The sequence below is a fragment of the Streptomyces sp. AM25 genome (genome assembly GCF_058146165.1).
The window spans coordinates 209589-229017 of the sequence record NZ_JBKIWN010000004.1 but is presented as its reverse complement, the minus strand read 5'-3'; the positions used below and the strand labels follow the sequence as shown (position 1 = coordinate 229017).

Annotated in this window: 18 protein-coding genes and 2 tRNA genes; 6 read left to right on the top strand and 14 right to left on the bottom strand. The window is 74.0% G+C overall.

Annotated elements, in window-relative coordinates; genetic code table 11:
• Positions 1 to 96: 96 nt before the first annotated feature.
• Together ACLHRZ_RS07200 and ACLHRZ_RS07195 are read left to right on the top strand one after the other, a co-directional pair.
• Positions 97 to 510 (top strand): SsgA family sporulation/cell division regulator, encoded by a 414-nt coding sequence (locus ACLHRZ_RS07200; RefSeq protein WP_003959770.1) that lies wholly within the window; start codon positions 97 to 99, stop codon positions 508 to 510.
• A 218-nt stretch (positions 511 to 728) separates the two neighbouring features.
• Positions 729 to 1262, top strand: a complete 534-nt coding sequence (locus ACLHRZ_RS07195; RefSeq protein ID WP_490417424.1) for a CGNR zinc finger domain-containing protein — start codon at positions 729 to 731, stop codon at positions 1260 to 1262.
• A 3-nt stretch (positions 1263 to 1265) separates the two neighbouring features.
• Here ACLHRZ_RS07195 and ACLHRZ_RS07190 read toward each other — a convergent pair whose 3' ends face one another.
• Positions 1266 to 1406, bottom strand: coding sequence for a hypothetical protein (locus ACLHRZ_RS07190; protein ID WP_336414329.1), 141 nt, complete (start codon positions 1404 to 1406; stop codon positions 1266 to 1268).
• Between the two features lie 68 nt (positions 1407 to 1474).
• Complete coding sequence (locus tag ACLHRZ_RS07185) at positions 1475 to 1921, bottom strand: hypothetical protein (protein WP_490417423.1); 447 nt, start codon at positions 1919 to 1921, stop codon at positions 1475 to 1477.
• Between the two features lie 165 nt (positions 1922 to 2086).
• Here ACLHRZ_RS07185 and ACLHRZ_RS07180 point away from each other — a divergent pair, with 165 nt between their 5' ends.
• Positions 2087 to 2596, top strand: a complete 510-nt coding sequence (locus ACLHRZ_RS07180) for a DsbA family protein (protein ID WP_490417422.1) — start codon at positions 2087 to 2089, stop codon at positions 2594 to 2596.
• 91 nt (positions 2597 to 2687) lie between these two features.
• Here the strand turns inward: ACLHRZ_RS07180 and ACLHRZ_RS07175 are convergent, their stop codons facing one another.
• The 3 genes from ACLHRZ_RS07175 to ACLHRZ_RS07165 are packed head-to-tail and all read right to left on the bottom strand — an operon-like array spanning position 2688 to position 5464.
• Positions 2688 to 3512 carry a GNAT family N-acetyltransferase gene (locus ACLHRZ_RS07175; protein ID WP_490417421.1) on the bottom strand — a complete coding sequence of 275 codons (825 nt, stop codon included), beginning with the start codon at positions 3510 to 3512 and terminating at the stop codon, positions 2688 to 2690.
• Positions 3513 to 3566: 54 nt separating this feature from the next.
• Positions 3567 to 4388 (bottom strand): aminotransferase class IV, encoded by an 822-nt coding sequence (locus tag ACLHRZ_RS07170; RefSeq protein WP_490417420.1) that lies wholly within the window; start codon positions 4386 to 4388, stop codon positions 3567 to 3569.
• A complete protein-coding gene (locus ACLHRZ_RS07165; RefSeq protein ID WP_490417419.1) occupies positions 4385 to 5464 on the bottom strand; it encodes a chorismate-binding protein in 1080 nt (359 codons plus the stop codon). The genes ACLHRZ_RS07170 and ACLHRZ_RS07165 overlap by 4 nt, the downstream gene beginning before the upstream one ends.
• A gap of 159 nt (positions 5465 to 5623) precedes the next feature.
• Here ACLHRZ_RS07165 and ACLHRZ_RS07160 point away from each other — a divergent pair.
• Together ACLHRZ_RS07160 and ACLHRZ_RS07155 are read left to right on the top strand one after the other, a co-directional pair.
• Positions 5624 to 5696 (top strand) — tRNA-Gly (locus ACLHRZ_RS07160).
• A gap of 33 nt (positions 5697 to 5729) precedes the next feature.
• Positions 5730 to 5803, top strand: a tRNA-Cys gene (locus tag ACLHRZ_RS07155).
• 267 nt (positions 5804 to 6070) lie between these two features.
• Here ACLHRZ_RS07155 and ACLHRZ_RS07150 read toward each other — a convergent pair.
• Positions 6071 to 6280: a hypothetical protein gene (locus ACLHRZ_RS07150; RefSeq protein WP_490417418.1), complete on the bottom strand. Its 210-nt coding sequence runs from the start codon at positions 6278 to 6280 to the stop codon at positions 6071 to 6073.
• Between the two features lie 591 nt (positions 6281 to 6871).
• Between ACLHRZ_RS07150 and ACLHRZ_RS07145 the strand changes: the two genes are divergently transcribed.
• Positions 6872 to 8122 carry a serine/threonine-protein kinase gene (locus tag ACLHRZ_RS07145; protein WP_490417417.1) on the top strand — a complete coding sequence of 417 codons (1251 nt, stop codon included), beginning with the start codon at positions 6872 to 6874 and terminating at the stop codon, positions 8120 to 8122.
• On the opposite strand, the gene ACLHRZ_RS07140 is transcribed toward ACLHRZ_RS07145, so the two are convergent.
• The 8 genes from ACLHRZ_RS07140 to ACLHRZ_RS07105 form a co-directional block, all read right to left on the bottom strand.
• Positions 8089 to 8907 (bottom strand): TrmH family RNA methyltransferase, encoded by an 819-nt coding sequence (locus ACLHRZ_RS07140; RefSeq protein WP_490417416.1) that lies wholly within the window; start codon positions 8905 to 8907, stop codon positions 8089 to 8091. The genes ACLHRZ_RS07145 and ACLHRZ_RS07140 overlap by 34 nt on opposite strands.
• Before the next feature lie 87 nt (positions 8908 to 8994).
• On the bottom strand, positions 8995 to 10206 hold the full coding sequence (gene cobA, locus ACLHRZ_RS07135; protein ID WP_490417415.1) for a uroporphyrinogen-III C-methyltransferase: 1212 nt from the start codon (positions 10204 to 10206) through the stop codon (positions 8995 to 8997).
• A 117-nt stretch (positions 10207 to 10323) separates the two neighbouring features.
• Positions 10324 to 13923: a nicotinate-nucleotide--dimethylbenzimidazole phosphoribosyltransferase gene (cobT, locus tag ACLHRZ_RS07130; RefSeq protein WP_490417414.1), complete on the bottom strand. Its 3600-nt coding sequence runs from the start codon at positions 13921 to 13923 to the stop codon at positions 10324 to 10326.
• Between the two features lie 220 nt (positions 13924 to 14143).
• Positions 14144 to 15355 carry a precorrin-6y C5,15-methyltransferase (decarboxylating) subunit CbiE gene (gene cbiE, locus ACLHRZ_RS07125; RefSeq protein ID WP_490417413.1) on the bottom strand — a complete coding sequence of 404 codons (1212 nt, stop codon included), beginning with the start codon at positions 15353 to 15355 and terminating at the stop codon, positions 14144 to 14146.
• Between the two features lie 116 nt (positions 15356 to 15471).
• On the bottom strand, positions 15472 to 16122 hold the full coding sequence (locus tag ACLHRZ_RS07120; protein ID WP_490417412.1) for a GNAT family N-acetyltransferase: 651 nt from the start codon (positions 16120 to 16122) through the stop codon (positions 15472 to 15474).
• Positions 16123 to 16276: 154 nt separating this feature from the next.
• Positions 16277 to 17146, bottom strand: coding sequence for a MetQ/NlpA family ABC transporter substrate-binding protein (locus tag ACLHRZ_RS07115; RefSeq protein WP_490417411.1), 870 nt, complete (start codon positions 17144 to 17146; stop codon positions 16277 to 16279).
• A gap of 92 nt (positions 17147 to 17238) precedes the next feature.
• A complete protein-coding gene (locus tag ACLHRZ_RS07110; protein WP_490417410.1) occupies positions 17239 to 18012 on the bottom strand; it encodes a methionine ABC transporter permease in 774 nt (257 codons plus the stop codon).
• Positions 18009 to 19055 (bottom strand): methionine ABC transporter ATP-binding protein, encoded by a 1047-nt coding sequence (locus ACLHRZ_RS07105; protein WP_490417409.1) that lies wholly within the window; start codon positions 19053 to 19055, stop codon positions 18009 to 18011. The genes ACLHRZ_RS07110 and ACLHRZ_RS07105 overlap by 4 nt, the downstream gene beginning before the upstream one ends.
• Between the last annotated feature and the right edge of the window lie 374 nt (positions 19056 to 19429).

Below are 19429 nucleotides of genomic sequence, written 5' to 3'. Positions count from 1 at the left end.
CGGTCAGAGGGGTTTACAACGGCACCGTAGGTGGCATGTCGATTTCGCCGACGTGCGAATCCCCGAGCGCACACTGAGCGAAAGGCCTTGGCGCTTATGAACACCACGGTCAGCTGCGAGCTGCACCTGCGCCTCGTTGTGTCGAGCGAATCCTCACTGCCTGTACCCGCAGGCCTGCGGTACGACACGGCCGATCCGTATGCCGTGCACGCCACCTTCCACACCGGAGCCGAAGAGACGGTCGAATGGGTCTTCGCCCGGGACCTGCTCGCCGAGGGCCTGCACCGGCCCACCGGCACGGGCGACGTCCGCGTGTGGCCGTCCCGCAGCCACGGCCAGGGCGTCGTCTGCATCGCATTGAGTTCGCCCGAGGGCGAAGCGCTGCTGGAGGCCCCGGCCCGGGCGCTGGAGTCCTTCCTGAAGCGGACCGACGCCGCCGTCCCACCAGGAACCGAACACCGTCACTTCGACCTGGACACGGAGCTCTCCCACATCCTGGCCGAGAGCTGATCTCCGGAGCGCACCAGCCCACTCGGGGAGGCAGTGCGCAGCACCTTGCACATACGGCACGACACGGCGCCGCCGCCGCGGATCCTCCGCAGCGGCGGCGCCGTCGCGTTGCGGTCTTGCGGGCGCCGGTAAGGTCGGTGCCCGCAGTCGAACAGGTGCCGCCCCGGAACCATCCGCCCCGCCCGTCCCGTCCGCCCGGCAAGGGAGCGTCCGAATCCGTGCTGATCAACCATGACACCCGGTGTGCGCTGGATGCCGTCGTCGATCTCCTCAACAGCGGCCCCGGCGATGCGCAGGAGTTGCAGGGCTTCGTCGAGCGCCACGGGATCAGCGGGATCGGGGTCCTGCAGGACGAGGACCTGCAGGCGGTGCTGGCCGTCCGGGAGCGCTTCGCGCAGGTCTTCGACTCCGAGGGCACGCGGGGCGCGGCGGAACTGCTCAACGCACTGATCGCCGGAGCGGGCACCACACCGCGGCTGACCGACCACGACGGCTACGACTGGCACATGCACTACTTCACGCCCGGCGCCTCCGTGGCCGGGCACCTGGCGGCGGACGGCGGGATGGCGCTCGCCTTCCTGCTGGTGGCGGGCGAACGCGAGCGGCTGCGGCGCTGCGCGGCGCCGGACTGCGGGCGGGCCTTCGTCGATCTCTCCCGCAACCGCTCGCGCCGCTACTGCGACGGCCGCACCTGCGGGAACCGGCTCCATGTGGCCGCGTACCGGGCGCGCCGCCGGGAGGCGGCGGACTGAGCGTCACCACCGGTAGAGGTCGTGCACCGCGGTCACCAGGATCAGGGTGGCTATGAAGGTCAGGAAGAACATCAGGGGCGGTTGCGACAGTGCGAAGAGGCAGCCGCGCGGTTCCTCGGTGATCTCGGCCGGTTCATCGTTCATCTCCGCCGATCATGACGCAGCCGGGACCCGGCTCACCGGCGAACGCGCAAACTCGGCAGGGGAGTTCGTCAGATCCCGTGCTTCTTGAGAATCGCCTCGATGTCGGAGAAATCCTCCCCGTCGGACGCGGTGGCCTTCGGCTTCGCCCTGCCCGCGGGGCGCTCGGTGCGGGTGGGGCCGATCGAGGGCGCGGAGGCGGCGGGGGCGACGGCGTCGGGCCCTGCGGCGGCGGCCGCCCGGCGCTCCTTGCGGCTGCCCCCGCGGCGGCGCTCGACGGCCCTGCTCGCGGCGAACAGCACGGCCGAGAGCGCGAGCACGGCGAAGCCGGCCCACACGGAGGGCTTGAAGATGAGGCCGGTGAGCCAGTCGACGACACCGGTCAGCACCAGCCCGACGGGGATCAGGGCGTAGGCGGCGATGCGGGTCGCGGCGAGAAAGCGCTTGCGGTAGGCCGTCAGCACGGCGATGCCGAGGCCGGCCGCGGACACCGCAGCACATACGGTCGAGGTCAGCATCCGGTCCTCCTGTCGTGACGGTCTTCTGCCTCCATCCTGCACCGGTCCGGACGGCGCGGGCCACGGCCGGGCGGGGGCTCAGGGAGATCTCCGGGTCGTCTCGGGGGCGTTCTCCTCCCCGGGACCGAGATCCCCGCGCCCCGTACGGGCTGGGAGACTGGTCCCATGAGCGACACCGACACCACCGCCCCCGTCGTCCTCGACGTCTGGTGCGAGCTCCAGTGCACCGACTGCCGTACCGCCCTCGACGACCTGCGCGCACTGCGCGCCCGCTTCGGCGACCGGCTGGAGATCCGGCTGCGGCACTTCCCGCTGGAGAAGCACAAGCACTCCTACGCCGCCGCGCAGGCCGCCGAGGAGGCGGCCGAGCAGGGACAGGCGTGGCCGTACGCCGAGGCGGTGCTGGCCCGCGCCGAGGAGCTGGAGAAGCGGGGGGAGCCGCTGCTGACCGAGGTGGCGGCCGGACTCGGGCTGGACGCCGAGGAGATCGACACCGCGCTGGTCGACGGGCGGCACATGCTGATCGTCGACGCGGACCAGGCGGAGGGCAAGGCGATCGGGGTGACCGGCACGCCGACCTACGTCATCGGTGGTGAGCGGCTCGACGGGGGGAAGAGTCAGGACGGCTTGCGGGAGCGGGTCGAGGCCATTGCCGAGCGGCTGCTTGCCGGCTGAACACTGCGGGTCGGATGGGTTGCTTGCGCCCACGCGGCGGAGCCGCATAGTGCACACAGCCCCGCGCCCCTTACGGGGCGCGGATACACGGTCAGAGCAGTTCCTTCGACAAGTGGTACTCCTCCGGTTCGTAGCCCAGTGTCTCGTACAGCCGGCGGGCCGGAGGGTTGTCGGCGAAGACGTTGAGCCGGAGGCGGTCCGCGCCGGCCGTCCTCGCCTCGGTCTCGGCCAGGAGCATCAGGGAGCGGCCGTGGCCCCGGCCGCGGTGCTCCGGGTCGACCTCCACCCGGTAGACGAAACCGCGCACGGCGGCCCACAGGGTGCCCACGCGGGTGCCGTGGTGGGTGAGGACGCGCAGCAGCATGCCTTCGGTGGCGGGACCGTCGGGGAGCAGGGCGCGGTGATCGGCCTCGGCGCGGGCGTGCGCGCGGTCGGCGGGGACGCCGTATGCGGTCCAGCGCTCCGCGTACTCCGCCCGCGCGGCCGGCTCCCAGGCCGCGAACTCCGCCTCCGTCATGGGCCGTCCGGCGGTGCCGTCCGGCAGCGACAGCGGCGGCGGCTCGGCGGACAGGAGCTTGCTCATGGTGCGGCTGCGTTCGGTGTAGCCGAGCGCGGTGGCGAGCGGCAGGCCCGCCGCGGCCTGGTCGGCGACGACGCAGAGCTCCACCCGCCGGCAGCCCCAGCCGCGCAGCACCTCCTCGGCCGCGAGCGCTGCGACCGTGCCCCGGCCGCGGCGCCGGTCGGGCACCTGGACGGCGAGCCGGACGATGCGTCCGACGCCGGGTCCGAAGCGCCGGTCGGTGGCGAGGTCGATGCCGCCCACGGGGCGGCTGTTGACGCGGATCTCGTACCGGCGGGACCGGCCGCCGTCGTCGGTGCGCTGTTCGGGGGCCGCGGGGCGCAGGGTGGTGGTCACTTTGGTGTTGTACCGGCCCCGCGGCCGTACGTCACCGGCTTTGCGGAACCCGCTTCACGGATCCAGGGCGGCCGCCGCGTGTGCGTCGAAGACCCGCATCGCCTCCGCCGTCACCGGGCCGGGCGCGCCGGGGAGCCGGCGGCCGTCGACGGTGCGGACGGCCTGGACGTCGCGGGTGCTGGAGGTCAGGAAGACCTCCTCGGCCTGCTCCAGGACGTCGAAGGGCAGATCGGTCTCCTTGGCGCCGGCCCACTCCAGGACGAGGGCCCGGGTGATGCCGGCGAGGCAGCCGGAGGCCAGGGGCGGGGTGTGCAGTTCGCCTTCGAGGACGACGAAGACGTTGGAGCCGGTGCCCTCGCAGAGCCGGCCGGCGGTGTTGGCGAACAGGGCCTCGGAGGCGCCCTGTTCACGGGCCCGGGCGAGGGCGACGACGTTCTCGGCGTACGAGGTGGACTTGATCCCGGTGAGGGCGCCGCGCTCGTTGCGGGTCCAGGGGACGGTGACGACGGCCGTGGTGTCCGGACGGCGGGAGACTTCGGTCAGGGCGACGAGGAGGGTCGGGCCGCCGTCGCCGCGGTCGGAGCCGAGCGGGGCGAGTCCTCCGGTGAAAGTGACGCGGAGTCTGCCCAGGGGCGCCGGGTTGGCGTCGAGGACGGCCGTGCAGGCGGCCCGTACCTCGTCGAGGTCCGGCTCGGGCAGGCCGATGCCGCGTGCCGACGCGGCGAGCCGGGCCAGGTGCCGGGTGAGCGCGAAGGGCCGGCCGTCGACGGTCTTGAGCGTCTCGAAGACGCCGTCGCCGACGGTGAGGCCGTGGTCGAAGACCGAGACCCTGGCGTCCGCGGGGTCGCACAGGGATCCGTCGAACCAGATCTTCACCGGATTCTCCCTCCGGGTCGCCCCCCGAGCGGCTGGTGCGTGCCCGACGCTATCGCCAGCAGCCGGGCCGCCTTGAGTTCCGTCTCGGCCCACTCCCCCTCCGGGTCGGATCCCCAGGTGATCCCGGCGCCGGTGCCGAAGCGCAGGACGGGGCCGCCGACGGCGGCCCGGTCGATCCAGAAGGTGCGGATGCCCACGGCGAGTTCACCGGTGCCGCGGTCGGCGTCGACCCAGCCGACGCCTCCGCAGTAGGGGCCGCGGGGGGCGGTCTCCAGGGACTCGATGATCCGCAGGGCGCTGGCCTTGGGAGCACCGGTGACCGAGCCGGGCGGGAAGGTCGCGGCGAACAGCTCCGCCCAGGCCCGTCCCCGGTGCTCCTCGGCTATCTCGCCGCGGACGGTGGAGACGAGGTGGACGAGGCCGGGGTGCGGCTCGAGCGCGCAGAGCGCGGGGACGGTGACGGAGCCGGTGGCGCAGACGCGGCCGAGGTCGTTGCGGACCAGGTCCACGATCATGACGTTCTCGGCGAAGTCCTTCTCCAGCAGCTCGTCCGCGACGCGGGCGGTGCCCTTGATCGGTCCGGACTCGACCGTCGTGCCGGTGCGGCGCAGGTACAGCTCCGGGGAGGCGGTGGCGACCTCCACCCCGTGGGCGGGCAGCCGCACCGTGCCCGCGTAGGGGGCGGGGTTGCCGCGGGCGAGCAGCGCGGTGAGGGCGTCGACGTCGGCGGCGGCCGGGTCGGGCAGGGGCGCGCTCAGCACCCGGCAGAGGTTGGCCTGGTAGACCTCGCCGGCTGCGATGTGCTCGCGGATGCGGCGGACGCCGTCGACGTAGGCGGCCCGGTCCAGCGAGCTGGTCCAGGTGTCGGGGGCGGGCCCGCACCAGCGGCCGGGGGCCGGGGCGGGGGCCGGGGCGGGCCGGACGTCGGCGAAGCGGGCGCAGCGCAGGCCGCCCTCGAAGTCGGCGACGACCGCCCACCACCCTGTGGAGTCCAGTGCGGCAGGGTCGCTGGTCACGTCGCGCAGGTCGGTCGCGAGCAGCCCGCCGAAGCGGGCCATGGGGGTGAGGTCGTGCACGTCAACGAGTCTATGGCGCGGTCCTCCGGGCGACCCGGGGACGGGATCGGGACGGGATCAGCGCAGCACGCTGCGGAAACGGAATTTGAGCTGGAGCCGGAATCCGCTAGAGTTCAACACGTCGCCGGGACGCGGAAGCGCCCCGGAGAAACGACAACTGCGGACGTGGCTCAGCTGGTAGAGCATCACCTTGCCAAGGTGAGGGTCGCGAGTTCGAATCTCGTCGTCCGCTCGATGTGGGGGATCTTCCCGACCCCCCGCTCCTGGTGGAGTGGCCGAGAGGCGAGGCAACGGCCTGCAAAGCCGTCTACACGGGTTCAAATCCCGTCTCCACCTCCAAGGACGATTAGCTCAGCGGGAGAGCGCTTCCCTGACACGGAAGAGGTCACTGGTTCAATCCCAGTATCGCGCACACTGATCGGCCGGAGGCCGGAGCACCACGGTGTTCCGGCCTCCGGCCTTTTGCGGCGCCGGCCTGCACACACGCTTGGCCGGGTACCTCCCCAGGTACCCGGCCATTCGTGCCGTCCGCCGCACCCCCGTCCCCACGGGGTCAGTGCCGGTCTGTCCCCGGCCCGGGCCGCTCTCCCGGGCCCGGGGCGCCCTTCAGCGCCCCAGCATTCCGGCCACGGACGACGCTTGAGTGACGACGGCGTGCCAGCCGCCGAAGGCCACCGCGAGGAAGGCCGCCAGGGGCAGCACCATCGCCGTGGCCACCAGCGGGTGGCGGGTCGGGGAGGGGCGCTCGCCGAAGATGTCCGCGGCACCGGGCGACTGCGCCCGGGCGGCAGTGCCGTGCCGTGCGGTGTCCGACATGCGTCTCCTCCCTCCGTTTCCCTGCCTGTGCGTCCCGCTGCAAGGGCGGCGGGCGTCCGACCTCGGGGGACGAGTACTGTCGCCCGCCGCTTGAGCTCCACAGTAGGCGCGGGCCGGGGGCCGGACGTCATGCCCGCGTACCGATTGCCGGGCCTCCCCGAGGATGAGGCCGCGGCCCGGGGGCTACTCCCCTGGGTGGAGAACCCGGGCCCGTACCTGGGGGACTTCCCGGAGGCGCACGCCGGCGCGGGGCCCCGGGCGCGGGTGACTTCGATCACTCGGGCCCGGCCCGGGCGCAGCGCCGCCCCGTCCGCGGCCGCTTCCCGCGCCCGCTCCGCCCGGCCGGGCCGCGGGGGCCGCCAAACCCCCTTCCGCCACGGCTTCTTGGCCCCTCCCCCGGCTCCGGCGCCCCGCAACCGGCGCCCCGCGCCCCCGCTTCGGGACCCCGGCGGGGCACCGGCAAACCCGTCGCCGACGCATGCGCGGCCTCTCAGCGCGTCCGGCCGTCAATCCGTAAGCTGTGCCACGTCAGACGCCGGGCGTGCGATGGGCGGCCAAGTGGGGCGGCCCCACCGGAGGTAGGGGACGAAGATGACGATGATGCGGCTCCGGCGCGAGGACCCGCGTGTCGTCGGCTCGTTCCGGCTGCACCGGCGGCTGGGCGCGGGCGGCATGGGCGTGGTCTACCTCGGCTCCGACCGGCGCGGCCAGCGCGTCGCACTGAAGGTGATCCGGCCGGATCTGGCCGAGGACCAGGAGTTCCGTTCGCGGTTCGCCCGCGAGGTGTCGGCCGCGCGGCGCATCCGCGGCGGCTGCACGGCGCGGCTGGTGGCCGCGGACCTGGAGGCCGACCGGCCCTGGTTCGCCACGCAGTACGTACCCGGCCCCTCGCTGCACGACAAGGTGAACGAGGAGGGGCCGCTGTCGGCCGCTCAGGTCGCCTCCGTCGGGGCCGCGTTGGCCGAGGGGCTGCTGGCGGTGCACGACGCCGGAGTGGTCCACCGCGACCTCAAGCCGTCGAACATCCTGCTCTCCCCCAAGGGCCCCCGCATCATCGACTTCGGGATCGCCTGGGCCACCGGCGCGAGCACCCTCACCCACGTGGGCACGGCCGTCGGCTCGCCCGGCTTCCTCGCGCCCGAGCAGGTGCGCGGGGCCGCGGTGACGCCGGCCACGGACGTCTTCGCCCTCGGCGCCACGCTGGCCTACGCCGCCACGGCCGACTCTCCGTTCGGACAGGGCAGTTCGGAGGTCATGCTCTACCGCGTGGTGCACGAGGAACCGCAGCTCATGGGCGTGCCCGATGCGCTCGCGCCGCTCCTCCACGCATGTCTGGCCAAGGATCCCGAGGACCGGCCGAGCACGCTGCAACTGTCGCTGCGGCTGAAGGAGATCGCCGCGCGCGAGGCGCACGGGCTGTCGGAGGTCCGTCCGCCGTCGCCCCGCCGCGAGCCGGACCGGCCGCAGGGGCGGCGGGCCGAGGAGTACGAGCGGCAGCGCACCGAGCGGCAGCCGGGCAGCGCGCCCACGCCCCGCCCGCAGGTCCGGAAGCATCCGCAGCAGGCCGAGACGGTCCGCGCGCCGCGGCCGCCCGCGGCGGTCCGCAACGGCACGCGCCCCGGCCCCCGGCGCCCGGGCCCGGACCGGCGGCTGCTGCGGCAGCGGCTGATCGTCTTCGTGGTGGTGACACTGCTCGTCGCCCTGGGCATCGCGGCGGCACAGGGCTGCCAGGGGCCGTCGCACAACACGAACGGGCAGTCGGCGACGGTGGTGCGCCCCGAAGGGGCGCGGACAGCCACCGACCACGCTCAGCTTTCCGGGCGCCCCGAAGTGACGGCGTAAAAGGCGACAGCCGCCGCCGCACCCACGTTCAGCGAGTCGATCCCGTGCGCCATCGGGATGCGGACCCATTCGTCCGCCGCCCGCAGCGCACGTGCCGACAGCCCCTCGCCCTCCGCCCCGAGCATGAGCGCGACGCGGTCCATGCGGTGCGGAGCGGCCGCGTCCATGGGCGTGGCCTTCTCGTCCGGCGTCAGGGCCAGGATCCGGAAGCCCGCCTCGCGCAGCGTCTCCAGGTCGCGCGGCCAGGTCTCCAGGCGCGCGTAGGGAACGGAGAAGACGGCGCCCATCGAGACCTTCACCGAGCGCCGGTAGAGCGGATCGGCGCAGTCCGGGGAGAGCAGGACCGCGTCCATGCCGAGGGCGGCCGCGCTGCGGAAGATGGCGCCGATGTTGGTGTGGTCGTTGACCTTCTCCATCACGGCGACGCGGCGCGCCCCGCGCAGCACATCGGCGGCGTCCGGCAGCGGCTTGCGCTGCATGGAGGCCAGGGCGCCGCGGTGCACGTGATAGCCCGTCACCCGCTCGGCGAGCTCGGGCGCGACGGCGTAGACGGGGGCGGGGGACTCCTCGATGACGTCCCGCATCGTGTCGACCCACTTGGCCGACAGCAGCATCGACCGCATGGCGTAGCCGGCCTGCCGGGCGCGCCGGATCACCTTCTCGCCCTCGGCGATGAACAGGCCCTCGGCCGGTTCGCGGCGGCGCCGGAGCTCGACGTCGGTCAGGCCGGTGTAGTCGTGCAGGCGCGGGTCGTCGGGGTCGTCGATGGTGATCAGTTCGGGCATGCCGTGCGTGCTCTTCTCGGTTGTTCTCTGGCTGCGGGCCGATGGGGGTCGATCGCGCAGTTCCCCGCGCCTCTTCGGGGCGCCCCCTTACGGGGTGTGGTACCGCGCGACCTCGCCGATCACGATGACCGCCGGTGGACGTATGCCCTCCGCCCTCACCCGCTCCGCCGCCGTCGCCAGCGTCGCGTCGACGCGGCGCTGGGCCGCCGTCGTGCCCTCCTGGACGACGGCCACGGGCGTGTCCGCGGAGCGGCCGTGGCGGATCAGGGTCTCGGCGATCCTGCCGATGTTCTCCACCGACATCAGGAGGACGAGCGTGCCCTGCAGCCGGGCCAGGGCCTCCCAGTCCACCAGGGAGCGCGGGTCGTCGGGGGCCACGTGCCCGCTGACGACGGTGAACTCGTGCGCCACACCACGGTGGGTGACGGGGATGCCGACCGCGGCCGGCACGCTGATCGAGCTGGAGATGCCGGGGACGACGGTGCACGGGATGCCGTGCTCGGCCAGGGCCTGCACCTCTTCCATGCCGCGGCCGAAGACGAACGGGTCGCCGCCCTTGAGCCGGACGACGGCCTTGCCGGCCTTCGCGTGCTCGATCAGGGCGTCGTTGATGACCTCCTGGGCCATGAACCGGCCGTACGGGATCTTCGCCGCGTCGATGACCTCGACGTGCGGCGGGAGTTCGTCCAGCAGGTCGCGCGGGCCCAGCCGGTCGGCGATGACGACGTCCGCCTCGGCGAGCAGGCGGCGGCCGCGGACGGTGATGAGGTCCGGGTCGCCGGGTCCGCCGCCGACGAGGGCGACGCCCTTGTGCCGGGGGCGGTGGTGCGGGGCGGCGAGCGAGCCGTTGCGCAGGCCCTCGACGATCGTGTCGCGCAGCGCCGCCGAGCGGCGCGGGTCGCTGCCCGTGAGCACGGCGACGGTGACGCCCTCGCTGCGGCCGGTGGCCGGGGTCCAGGCGGTGGCGGCCGAGGCGTCGTCGCTGCGCACGGCCCACACGCGGCGGGCCTCGGCCTCGGCGGAGGCGGCCGCGTTGGCGGCCGGGTCGTCGGTGGTGATCAGGGCGTACCAGGCGCCGTCGAGGTCGCCGTCGCGGTAGCGGCGGCGCTCCCAGCGCAGTTCACCGGCCTCGGCCATGGCCTCCACGGACGGCGTGGCGGAGGGCGAGACCAGCAGGACGTCCGCACCGGCCGCGATCAGCGCGGGCAGCCGGCGCTGGGCGACCTGGCCGGCGCCGAGAACGACGACGCGCCGCCCGGCAAGACGGAGTCCGACGGGGTAGGGGGCGTGCTCGGCCATGGCGGTGCGGCCTCTCGTAGTGCTGTACGGGTTCGTCGGCGCACACACCGTCGTGTGCAGGGAAGCGGGCGGGCGGGGCACACACCCTGAGGGCGTACCCCGCCTGCGACGGGTCCGTCAACCCTTCTCCGTCACGCCCGCGGTGTCAAAGGTGGCCACCTCGTGCATCGCGCGGGCGGCGCTCTGCACCACCGGCAGGGCCAGCAGCGCACCCGTGCCCTCGCCCAGGCGCAGGTCCAGGTCGACCAGCGGGCGCAGCCCGAGCTTGGTCAGCGCGGCCACGTGGCCGGGCTCCGCACTGCGGTGTCCCGCGATGCACGCGGCCAGCGCCTCCGGCGCGATGGCGCGGGCGACCAGGGCGGCCGCGCCCGCGCTCACCCCGTCCAGGATCACCGGCGTGCGCAGCGAGGCGCCGCCGAGGATCAGGCCGACCATGGCGGCGTGCTCCAGGCCGCCGACCGCGGCGAGCACGCCGATCGGGTCCGCCGGGTCCGGCTGGTGCAGCTCCAGGGCGCGGCGCACGACGTCGACCTTGCGGGCGTGCATCTCGTCGTTGATGCCGGTGCCGCGGCCGGTGATCTCGGCCGGGTCCGCGCCCGTGTAGACGGAGATGAGGGCGGCCGACACCGTGGTGTTGGCGATGCCCATCTCGCCCGTCAGCAGCGCCTTGTTGCCGGCCGTGACCAGGTCGCGGGCCGTCTCGATGCCCGTCTCGACGGCGCGCAGCGCCTCCTCGCGGGTCATCGCGGGCCCGGTGGTGAAGTCGCTCGTACCGGGCCGGATCTTGCGCGGCAACAGGCCGGGGGTGCTGGGCAGTTCGGCCGCCACGCCGACGTCCACGACACAGACCTCGGCGCCGACCTGGTTGGCGAAGGCGTTGCAGACCGCCCCGCCGCCCAGGAAGTTGGCGACCATCTGGGCCGTGACCTCCTGCGGCCAGGCCGTGACGCCCTGGTGGTGCACGCCGTGGTCGCCGGCGAAGATCGCGACGGCGGCCGGCTCCGGGATCGGCGGCGGGCACTTGCGGGACAGGCCGCACAGCTGCGCCGAGATGATCTCCAGCATGCCGAGCGCGCCGGACGGCTTGGTCATCCGCTTCTGGCGCTCCCACGCCTCGCCGAGCGCCTTGGCGTCCAGCGGGCGGATGCCGCGCAGGGTCTCGGCGAGCAGGTCGTGCGGGTCCTCGCCGGGCAGGGCGCGGCGGCCGTACGTCTCCTCGTGGACCACCCACGACAGCGGGCGGCGCTTGGACCAGCCGGCCTGCATCAGCTCGGGCTCGTCCGGGAACTCGTCGACGTAGCCGATGCAGAGGTAGGCCACGACCTCCAGGTGCTCCGGCAGGCCGAGGGCGCGGACCATCTCGCGCTCGTCGAAGAAGCTGACCCAGCCCACGCCGAGGCCCTCCGCGCGGGCGGCGAGCCAGAGGTTCTCCACGGCGAGCGCGGAGGAGTACGGGGCCATCTGCGGCTGCGTGTGCCGGCCGAGGGTGTGCCGGCCGCCGCGGGTGGGGTCGGCGGTGACGACGATGTTGACGGGCGTGTCGAGGATGGCCTCGATCTTCAGTTCCTTGAACTGCTTGGCCCGGGCCTTCGGCAGCGACTTGGCGTAGGCGTCGCGCTGCCGGGTGGCCAGTTCGTGCATCGTCTGCCGGGTCTCGGCGGAGCGGATGACGACGAAGTCCCAGGGCTGCGAGTGCCCGACGCTCGGCGCGGTGTGCGCGGCCTCCAGGACGCGGAGGAGCACTTCGTGCGGGATCGGGTCGGTGCGGAACCCCTTGCGGATGTCGCGGCGTTCGCGCATGACGCGGTGGACCGCTTCGCGCTCGGCGGCGGCGTACCCGTCGGCCGGGGGGCCGGCCGGTACGACGGGCTCCGGCTCGGCGTCCTCCGCCTCCGGCTCGGCCTCGGGGGCCGGTGCCGGGGCGGCCTGTACGGAGGCGTCCTGCTCGGGCGCGGCCGGCTCGGCGTGGGCGGGGGCCTGCTCCGGCGCCGCCTGGGCCGCCACCGGCATCACCGGCTCGGACACGACGGGCTCCGGCGCGGCCTCGTCGGCCTCGGGCGCGGCGGGGCCGGGCGCCGGGACGGTGTGCTGGTCGGCGGCCGGGGCTTCGTCACCGGCCTGCGGCACGGCAGGCTGCTCCGGCTCGGCCGCGTCGGCCGCCGCTTCGGGCTGCGGGGCGACGGCCTGCTCGGGCTCGGCCGCCGGTGCTGCCGGTTCGGTGTGCGCGGGGGGCGCCTGCTGTGCGGCGGGCTCCGGTTCGGGCAGGGGGGCGGGCTCGGCCTGCGCCGCGGGCTCGGGCGCCTCCTCGGGCTGCGGGGCAACGGCCTGCTCGGGCACGGCCGTCGGGGTGGCCGGCTCCACGGCCATGTCCGGCTCCGGCACCACGGCAACCGGCTCGGGCGCGGGCGCCTCGGCAGGCACCGGCGCCTCCGGCTCGGCAGGAGCGGGAACGGCCTGCGCCGCAGCGGCATCCGGCACCGGCACCGCGGTCTGAACGGCCACCGGCACGACGGGCTCGGGCACGACGGGCTCGGCGTGCACCGGCTCGGCCTGCGGCACGACAGCCTCCACCGGCACCACGGGCTCGGCCTGCACCGGGACGGCGTCGGCCGTCACCGGAGGCACCGGCTCCTGCGGCGCGGGGGTCTGAGGGGCCGTCGGGGGCACCGGGTCGGCCTGGGCCGGCTCTTCCGGCGCCGGGGCGGCTGCTGCCGGTACGGGCGCGGGCTGCGCGGCGACGGGCTCCGGCGCGGGAGCGCTCTCCTCCGCGACAACGGCCGGCTGCTCGACGGGCTCGGGGTGAACAGGGGCGGCCGGCTCCGCGGCCGGGGCGGACTCGCCCGCCACGGGCGCCACCTGATCCGGCGCCACGGCCTGCTGCACAGGCTCCTCGTGCGCAGGGACGGCCACGGGCTCCGGCGCCGCAGGCGCGACCGGCTGCGGCGTCTCCTCCTGAACCGGGGCGGTCTGCTCCGGCACGACCGCGGCCGGGACCTGCTGTGCGGGCTCCTCCGCAGCGGGCACCGCCGGCGCCTCGGGCACGGCGGCAACGGTCTCGGGCGCCTGCTGCACCGGCGCGGCCTGCGCGGGAACGGCCGCCTCGGCCGGCGGCTGCACCGGCTCGGGACCGCCGGCGGACGGCACCGCACCGGCCACTATCGACTCGGCGGCGCCCCCGGCCGGGGTGACGCCGCCGGTGTTCTGCGACGGGACGAACGCCACAACCGGCTCCGCGACGGGTGCAGCCGGGGCCGCGTCGGTCTGGGGCGCGAGCGGGCGGACCGGCGTGGCGGCCGGCGGCTGCGGGGCGGCCGGGCCGCGGTCGGCGAGGGAGCGGACGACGCCGCCGCTCGACGGGTCCGGCACGGGCGGGCCCATGTGCAGCGGACGGCGGGCCGCCGAGGGAGCGGCCGGTGCGGCGGGTGCCGCCGGGGGCGGGGTGCGGACGCCGGTGTAGTCGACGGAACCGGTGTCCCGGCCGCCCGACTCGTGCGTGCCGCCGCCCTGGAGGGTCGGCTGTTCCATCCAGGCGCCCTGGGCACCCGGCATCAGCAGCAGGTCGTCCTCGTCGGCGGTGTCCGCCTGGTCGAGGAAGGTGTACGGAGCCGGGTTTCCGGTGTCGGCAGGAGCCGGCGCATCCGCTGGGAGCGGGTGTCCGGGCAGTGCGCCTGCGTTCTCCGGCTGTTCCTCGCCCGGGAACCGGCCGGTGTCGGTCATGCGTACCCCTCGCCCATCGGTAGTGCTCCTTCCAACCGCTGACGCCCCTACACAACAACGAGCGTCCATGCCTCGCGGCACGTGCGTGCCACCGCTGCCACCCTGCCCTGTGCCCGCCAAAAGGGGGACGCGTTCGGTGCATTGATGACTGTGGTGTCCGACACCGGGCGGCCGCACAACGATCCGCCAGCCTACCCCGGTCGGGTGTACGTCCGCGATCTCACCCGTGGGGGCGATGGCCGCTGAGCAGGAAGGTTACGGCCCGTTCGCGCTCGGTCCAGGCGCTTGTGTCCAACTCCACTGCCTGCAGCAGGGTGCACTCCACCGCGTAGCCGCCCTCGGCGAGGACGCGGCCGACGGCCTCGGCCTCGTCCCGGGTGGCCGCGTGGCTGACGATCCGTTCGGGGCGGCGTGCCGCGCACGCGGCGACGACCGGGGCGCCGCCGCCTGCGACGCGCACGACGTCGGGTTCGGGGAGGTCCTCCAGCACCTGGGGCGCGGTGCCGCGGACGACCTGGAGCTGCACGCCGTGGCGGCGCGCGGCGGCGGCGGTGCGGGCGCAGGCCTCGGGGTCGCGGTCGACGGCGATGACGGCGGCGCCGAACCGGCCGGCCTCGACGGCGGCCGCGCCGCTGCCGGAGCCGATGTCCCAGACCAGGTCGCCCACGCGGGGCCCCAGCCGGGCGAGTTGGGCGGCCCGCAGCTCGGTGGACTCGCCCTCGCCGAGCGGGCTCCCGTAGGCGTCGGCGGGCAGGGCCCAGCCGCGGACGGCCGAGGGGTGGCCGGGGTCGCGCCCGGCGATCCAGCCGCCGCCGGCGGCGGTGGTGCCGGAGCCGCCGATGACGATGACGACGTTCGGGTCGCGCCAGCTGTGGTCGGCGGCCCGGTCGGAGGTGAGGACGGTGACGCACTCGCGCTCGGTGCCCAGTTCCTCGCAGATGACGAAGGTGCGGTGGACGGGGCCGAGCAGCAGGGCGAGTTCGGCGGGGCCCGCACCGGGCGAGGTGAGGACGGCGACCTTGGGGTGGGCGCGGCAGACGTTGACGGCGCGGCGCAGGTCGCGGGCGTGGGCGACGACGACCTGGGCGTCGTCCCAGGGCATGCCGGCCCGGGCGAAGGCGGCGGCGACGGCGGAGACGGCGGGCACCACCTCGACCTCGAGGCCGTGTTCGGGGGCGCGCAGGGTGCGGACGACGCCGAAGAAGCCGGGGTCGCCGTCGGCGAGTACCACGGCGGAGCCGCGGTGCTGGGCGATGCGGCGGGCGGCGAGGTCGACGCTGCCCAGCCGGATGCGCTCGGCGCCGGGCGGGATCTCGGGCAGGGCCAGGTGGTGTGCCGCGCCGGCGACCAGAGTGGCGGCGCCCACGGCGGAGCGGGCCGCGTCCGTCAGCGGTGAGCCGTCCCACCCGATCACCGTGACCCGGTCGGCCATCGTCGTCTGTCTCCTGGGCTTGTCTCGGGTCGGGCGTTTCGGTCGGCCGCACGGCGGTGCGGGCAGGGTGAGAGTACCCCGGGCACCCCCTAGGAGCGGGGCGGGCACGGGAGAGGTCAGCGCCAGTCGGGGAAGGCGGCGGCGTAGTCGGTGTAGTCGTAGCCGCCGGTGTGCTGTTCGCGCACCTCGTCGAGGTCCTCGGGGAGCAGGCTCCAGACGATGAGGTCGGTGCGGATGTCCGTCCAGCCGCCGTCCTCGGTGCGGCTGCGCGCTATCCAGGCGTTGCGCAGGACGCCCTCGCTGATGCAGCCGATCTTCTGGGCGACCTGCTGGGCGGCGGTGTTGTCGGCGGCGGTGCGCAGTTCGAGGCGTTCGAACTTCTGGTCGCGGAACAGCCACTGGGCGGCGGCGAGCACGGACTCGCACGCGTAGCCCTCGCCGCGGGCCCAGGGCGCGGTGACGTAGGAGACCTCGGCGCACAGCGTGCGCCAGTCGGTGTTGCGCAGGTACACGGCGCCGACGAGACGGGAGGTGAGGAACTCGGTGACCGCAAAGACGATTCCGCGCCCGGAGGTGCGTTCCCCGGGGGCACGGTGCAGGGCCCAGTCGCGGGCTTCGGCGGTGGTGTAGGGGTACGGGGCGGTGGTCCAGGCGGTGATGAGCTCGTCGTTCATCATCTCCGCGAGGGCGGGCACGTCCCCTGCCTCGAACGGGCGCAGCACCAGCCGGTCCGTACTGATGGAGATGTCCGGAAAGGTGGAAGTCATGCGCTGCTCCAACGCCGAGGGAGGGTGAGCTCGGGTTCGCTCGGGTGCACCAGCATGCAGCATCGGCATGTGAGTGCGCCAAGCGCGTGGGCCCCGCGCACGCCGGGGCGCGCGCGGGGCCTGCGACCGTACGGACGGCCGAGATTACAAGGTGTCAGCTCTTGACGGGGCCGAAGGCGGGGATGACGGCGCCGTTGCTGAACTTCTCCTGGATGAACTTCTTCACCTCATCGGAGTTGAGGAGCTTGGCCAGCTTCTGGATCCGCGGGTCCGCCTCGTTGCCCTTCTTGACGGCGAGGAAGTTGGCGTACGGGTTGTTCTCGGCCTTCTCCAGGGCCAGGGAGTCCTTGGCCGGGTTGAGCTTGGCGGAGATGGCGAAGTTGCCGTTGATCACGGCGGCGTCCACGTCGCCCAGGCGGGCCGGGATCTGGGAGGCCTCCAGCTCGGTGAACTTCACGCCCTTGGCGTCCTCGACGTCGGAGAGCTTCGCCTCGGCGCCGACGCCGTCCTTGAGCTTGATGATGCCGTTGTCGGCGAGCAGCCTGAGCGCGCGGCCCTCGTTGGTGGCGTCGTTGGGGACGGCGACGGTGGAGCCGGAGCCGATGTCGGCGACCTTCCCGGCCTTCTTGGAGTAGAGGCCGAGGGGCTCGATCTCGACGTTGACGACGGGCACGATGTCCGTCTTGTTCTTCTTGTTGAAGTCGTCGAGGTAGGGCTTGTGCTGGAAGAAGTTCGCGTCGACCTCACCGCTCTGGGTGGCGGTGTTCGGCAGGACGTAATCGTTGAACTCCTTGACCTCCAGCTTCAGCCCCTCCTTGGCCGCGAGGTGGTCGCGGACGAAGTTGAGGATGTCGGCGTGGGGAGTGGGGCTGGCGGCGACGACGAGCTTGGCCGCCGGGTCGGCGTCCTTGCCCTTCTTCTCCGAGGCGGAGCTGGTGTCGGAGGGGGCGCTGCAGGCGCTCAGGCCGAGGGTGAGCGCGGCGGCTGCCGCCACGGCGGCGGTGAGCTTGACGGTGGTGCGCACGAAGAGTGCCTCTTTCCTGGATCACGAGGTGATGCCGCCCGGCAAAGGGTCCGGGCTCGTGGGGGTTCCGCGGGGCCGCCGGCCCCGGGGGATCAGGGGGTTTTCGCCGTCTCGGCCGGCACGTCCACCACGGGGACGGGCTGGGCCACGGCGGCGAGGGACGCCGTCCGGCGCAGGCGGCGCAGGCCCACGGGGGCGGCCTGGCGGCCGCCGCGCCGGGAGAGGCTGCGGACGACGAGGTCACCGGCGAGCTGGACGAGCGTCACGATGACGATGAGCAGCACGATGGTGGTGTTCATCAGGCCGGTCTCGTGGCGCATGTAGCCGTAGGTGATGGCGAGGTTGCCGAGCCCGCCGCCGCCGACCGCGCCGGCCATGGCCGAGTAGCCGATGAGGGCGATGACCGTGGTGGTCAGCCCGGCGACGAGGGAGGGCAGGGCCTGCGGGAGCAGCACCTTGAGGACGATGGTCCAGGTGCCGCCGCCCATCGACTGCACGGCCTCGACGAGGCCGTGGTCGACCTCGCGGACGGCGGTCTCCACCAGCCGCGCGAGGAACGGGATGGCGCCGATGGTCAGGGCCACCACGGCCGCGCTGGGGCCGATGGAGGTGCCGATCAGAAGGCGGCTGAAGGGGATCAGCCAGACCAGGAGGATGATGAAGGGCAGCGAGCGGCCGAGGTTGACGACCGCGCCGAGGACCTTGTTCACCACGACGTTCTGCAGCAGCGCCCCGCGGTCGGTGAGGACCAGCAGGATGCCCAGCGGGAGTCCGCCGAGGACGGCGTAGACGGTGGACCACCACACCATGAAGAGGGTGTCCAGACAGGCGTCGCGCAGCAGGGGCTGCATCTCGGTCCAGGTCACTTGGCACCCTCCTTCAGGGCGGCGGCGGGTGCCGGCGTGTTGACGTCCGCGATGTCCACCTGCAGGCCCTGCTCGCGCAGGAAGCCGATGGGGACGACGTTGTCCTCGAAGCGGCCGGGCAGTTCGATGCGCATCCGGCCGATCTGCTTGCCGCCGACGGTGTCCATCGCGGCGCCCAGGATCGAGATGTCGACGTTGTAGGTGCGCGACAGCTGGGAGATCACCGGCTGGGTCGCGGCCTCGCCGTGGAAGGTGACGTCCACGACGGTGCGGTCGGGCCCGGAGGGCTCGCCGCCGACGGGGAAGAGTTCGGCCGCGAGCTCGGAGCCGGGGGTGGCCAGCAGCTCGGCGACGGTGCCGGACTCCACGACGCGGCCGCCCTTCATCAGGGCCGCGGAGTCGCAGATGGTCTTGACGACGTCCATCTCGTGCGTGATGAGCAGGACGGTCAGGCCCAGCTGCCGGTTGAGGTCGCGCAGCAGCTGGAGGATGGAGCGGGTGGTCTCCGGGTCCAGCGCGGAGGTGGACTCGTCGGAGAGCAGCACCTTGGGGTCGCCGGCCAGGGCGCGGGCGATGCCGACGCGCTGCTTCTGGCCGCCGGAGAGCTGGCCGGGGTAGGCCTTGGCCTTGTCGGAGAGGCCGACCAGGTCGAGCAGTTCGAGGGCCTTGCGGCTGCGCTCCTTGGCGGGGACGCCGAGGATCTCCAGCGGCAGCTCGATGTTGGCCTGCACGGTGCGCGAGGACAGCAGGTTGAAGTGCTGGAAGACCATGCCGATGCGGCTGCGTGCCCGGCGCAGTTCGGCACCGGCGCGCGGGCCGCGCCCGGCGAGCGCCGTGAGGTCCTGGCCGGCCACGGTGACCGTGCCGGAGCTGGGGCGCTCCAGCAGGTTGACGCAGCGGATGAGGGTCGACTTGCCGGCGCCGCTCTGGCCGACGACGCCGTACACCTCGCCCTCACGGACGTGCAGATCGACGCCGTCGAGGGCGGTGACCTCGCGGCCTCGTGAGCGGTAGACCTTTGTCAGGCCCGTAGTGGTGATCACAGAGTTTCCGTCACTGTCGAGTGCGCGGCGATGGTGACGCCGGCGCACGGGCATGCATTGCGGAATGCGGCATCAGGGGGGATCGTCCCCGGAGGCGCTGGAGCGCGGCTCGGGGGTTCCTGGTGACGCGGGGCCGAGCGGTCCGGGCGGCGGAAAAGGCCGACGCCGGGCTCAGGTGGGTCTCGCTTCGGGGCGCGAGGCAAAGGGGCCCTCAGCAGTCACACATTCGACACATGCAACGAGCACCGGGCGTCATCATCGCCTCGGTCGCAAGGGTGCGGCTGCTCGTCGTGGTCATGCGGGCCAGTAAAACAGAAGTGCGTGCGAATCAGCCACGCCCGTCCGAATACCGGACAGGCGTGATCACAACGTGG

Bases quoted from the DNA above. Each gene is read 5' to 3' on its own strand.
- ACLHRZ_RS07200 (WP_003959770.1), top strand. From the start codon at position 97: ATGAACACCACGGTCAGCTGCGAGCTGCACCTGCGCCTCGTTGTGTCG.
- cobA (WP_490417415.1), bottom strand. From the start codon at position 10,206: ATGGCCGAGCACGCCCCCTACCCCGTCGGACTCCGTCTTGCCGGGCGG.
- ACLHRZ_RS07180 (WP_490417422.1), top strand. From the start codon at position 2,087: ATGAGCGACACCGACACCACCGCCCCCGTCGTCCTCGACGTCTGGTGC.
- ACLHRZ_RS07150 (WP_490417418.1), bottom strand. From the start codon at position 6,280: ATGTCGGACACCGCACGGCACGGCACTGCCGCCCGGGCGCAGTCGCCC.
- ACLHRZ_RS07145 (WP_490417417.1), top strand. From the start codon at position 6,872: ATGACGATGATGCGGCTCCGGCGCGAGGACCCGCGTGTCGTCGGCTCG.
- ACLHRZ_RS07120 (WP_490417412.1), bottom strand. From the start codon at position 16,122: ATGACTTCCACCTTTCCGGACATCTCCATCAGTACGGACCGGCTGGTG.
- ACLHRZ_RS07190 (WP_336414329.1), bottom strand. From the start codon at position 1,406: ATGAACGATGAACCGGCCGAGATCACCGAGGAACCGCGCGGCTGCCTC.
- cobT (WP_490417414.1), bottom strand. From the start codon at position 13,923: ATGACCGACACCGGCCGGTTCCCGGGCGAGGAACAGCCGGAGAACGCA.
- ACLHRZ_RS07140 (WP_490417416.1), bottom strand. From the start codon at position 8,907: ATGCCCGAACTGATCACCATCGACGACCCCGACGACCCGCGCCTGCAC.
- cbiE (WP_490417413.1), bottom strand. From the start codon at position 15,355: ATGGCCGACCGGGTCACGGTGATCGGGTGGGACGGCTCACCGCTGACG.
- ACLHRZ_RS07185 (WP_490417423.1), bottom strand. From the start codon at position 1,921: ATGCTGACCTCGACCGTATGTGCTGCGGTGTCCGCGGCCGGCCTCGGC.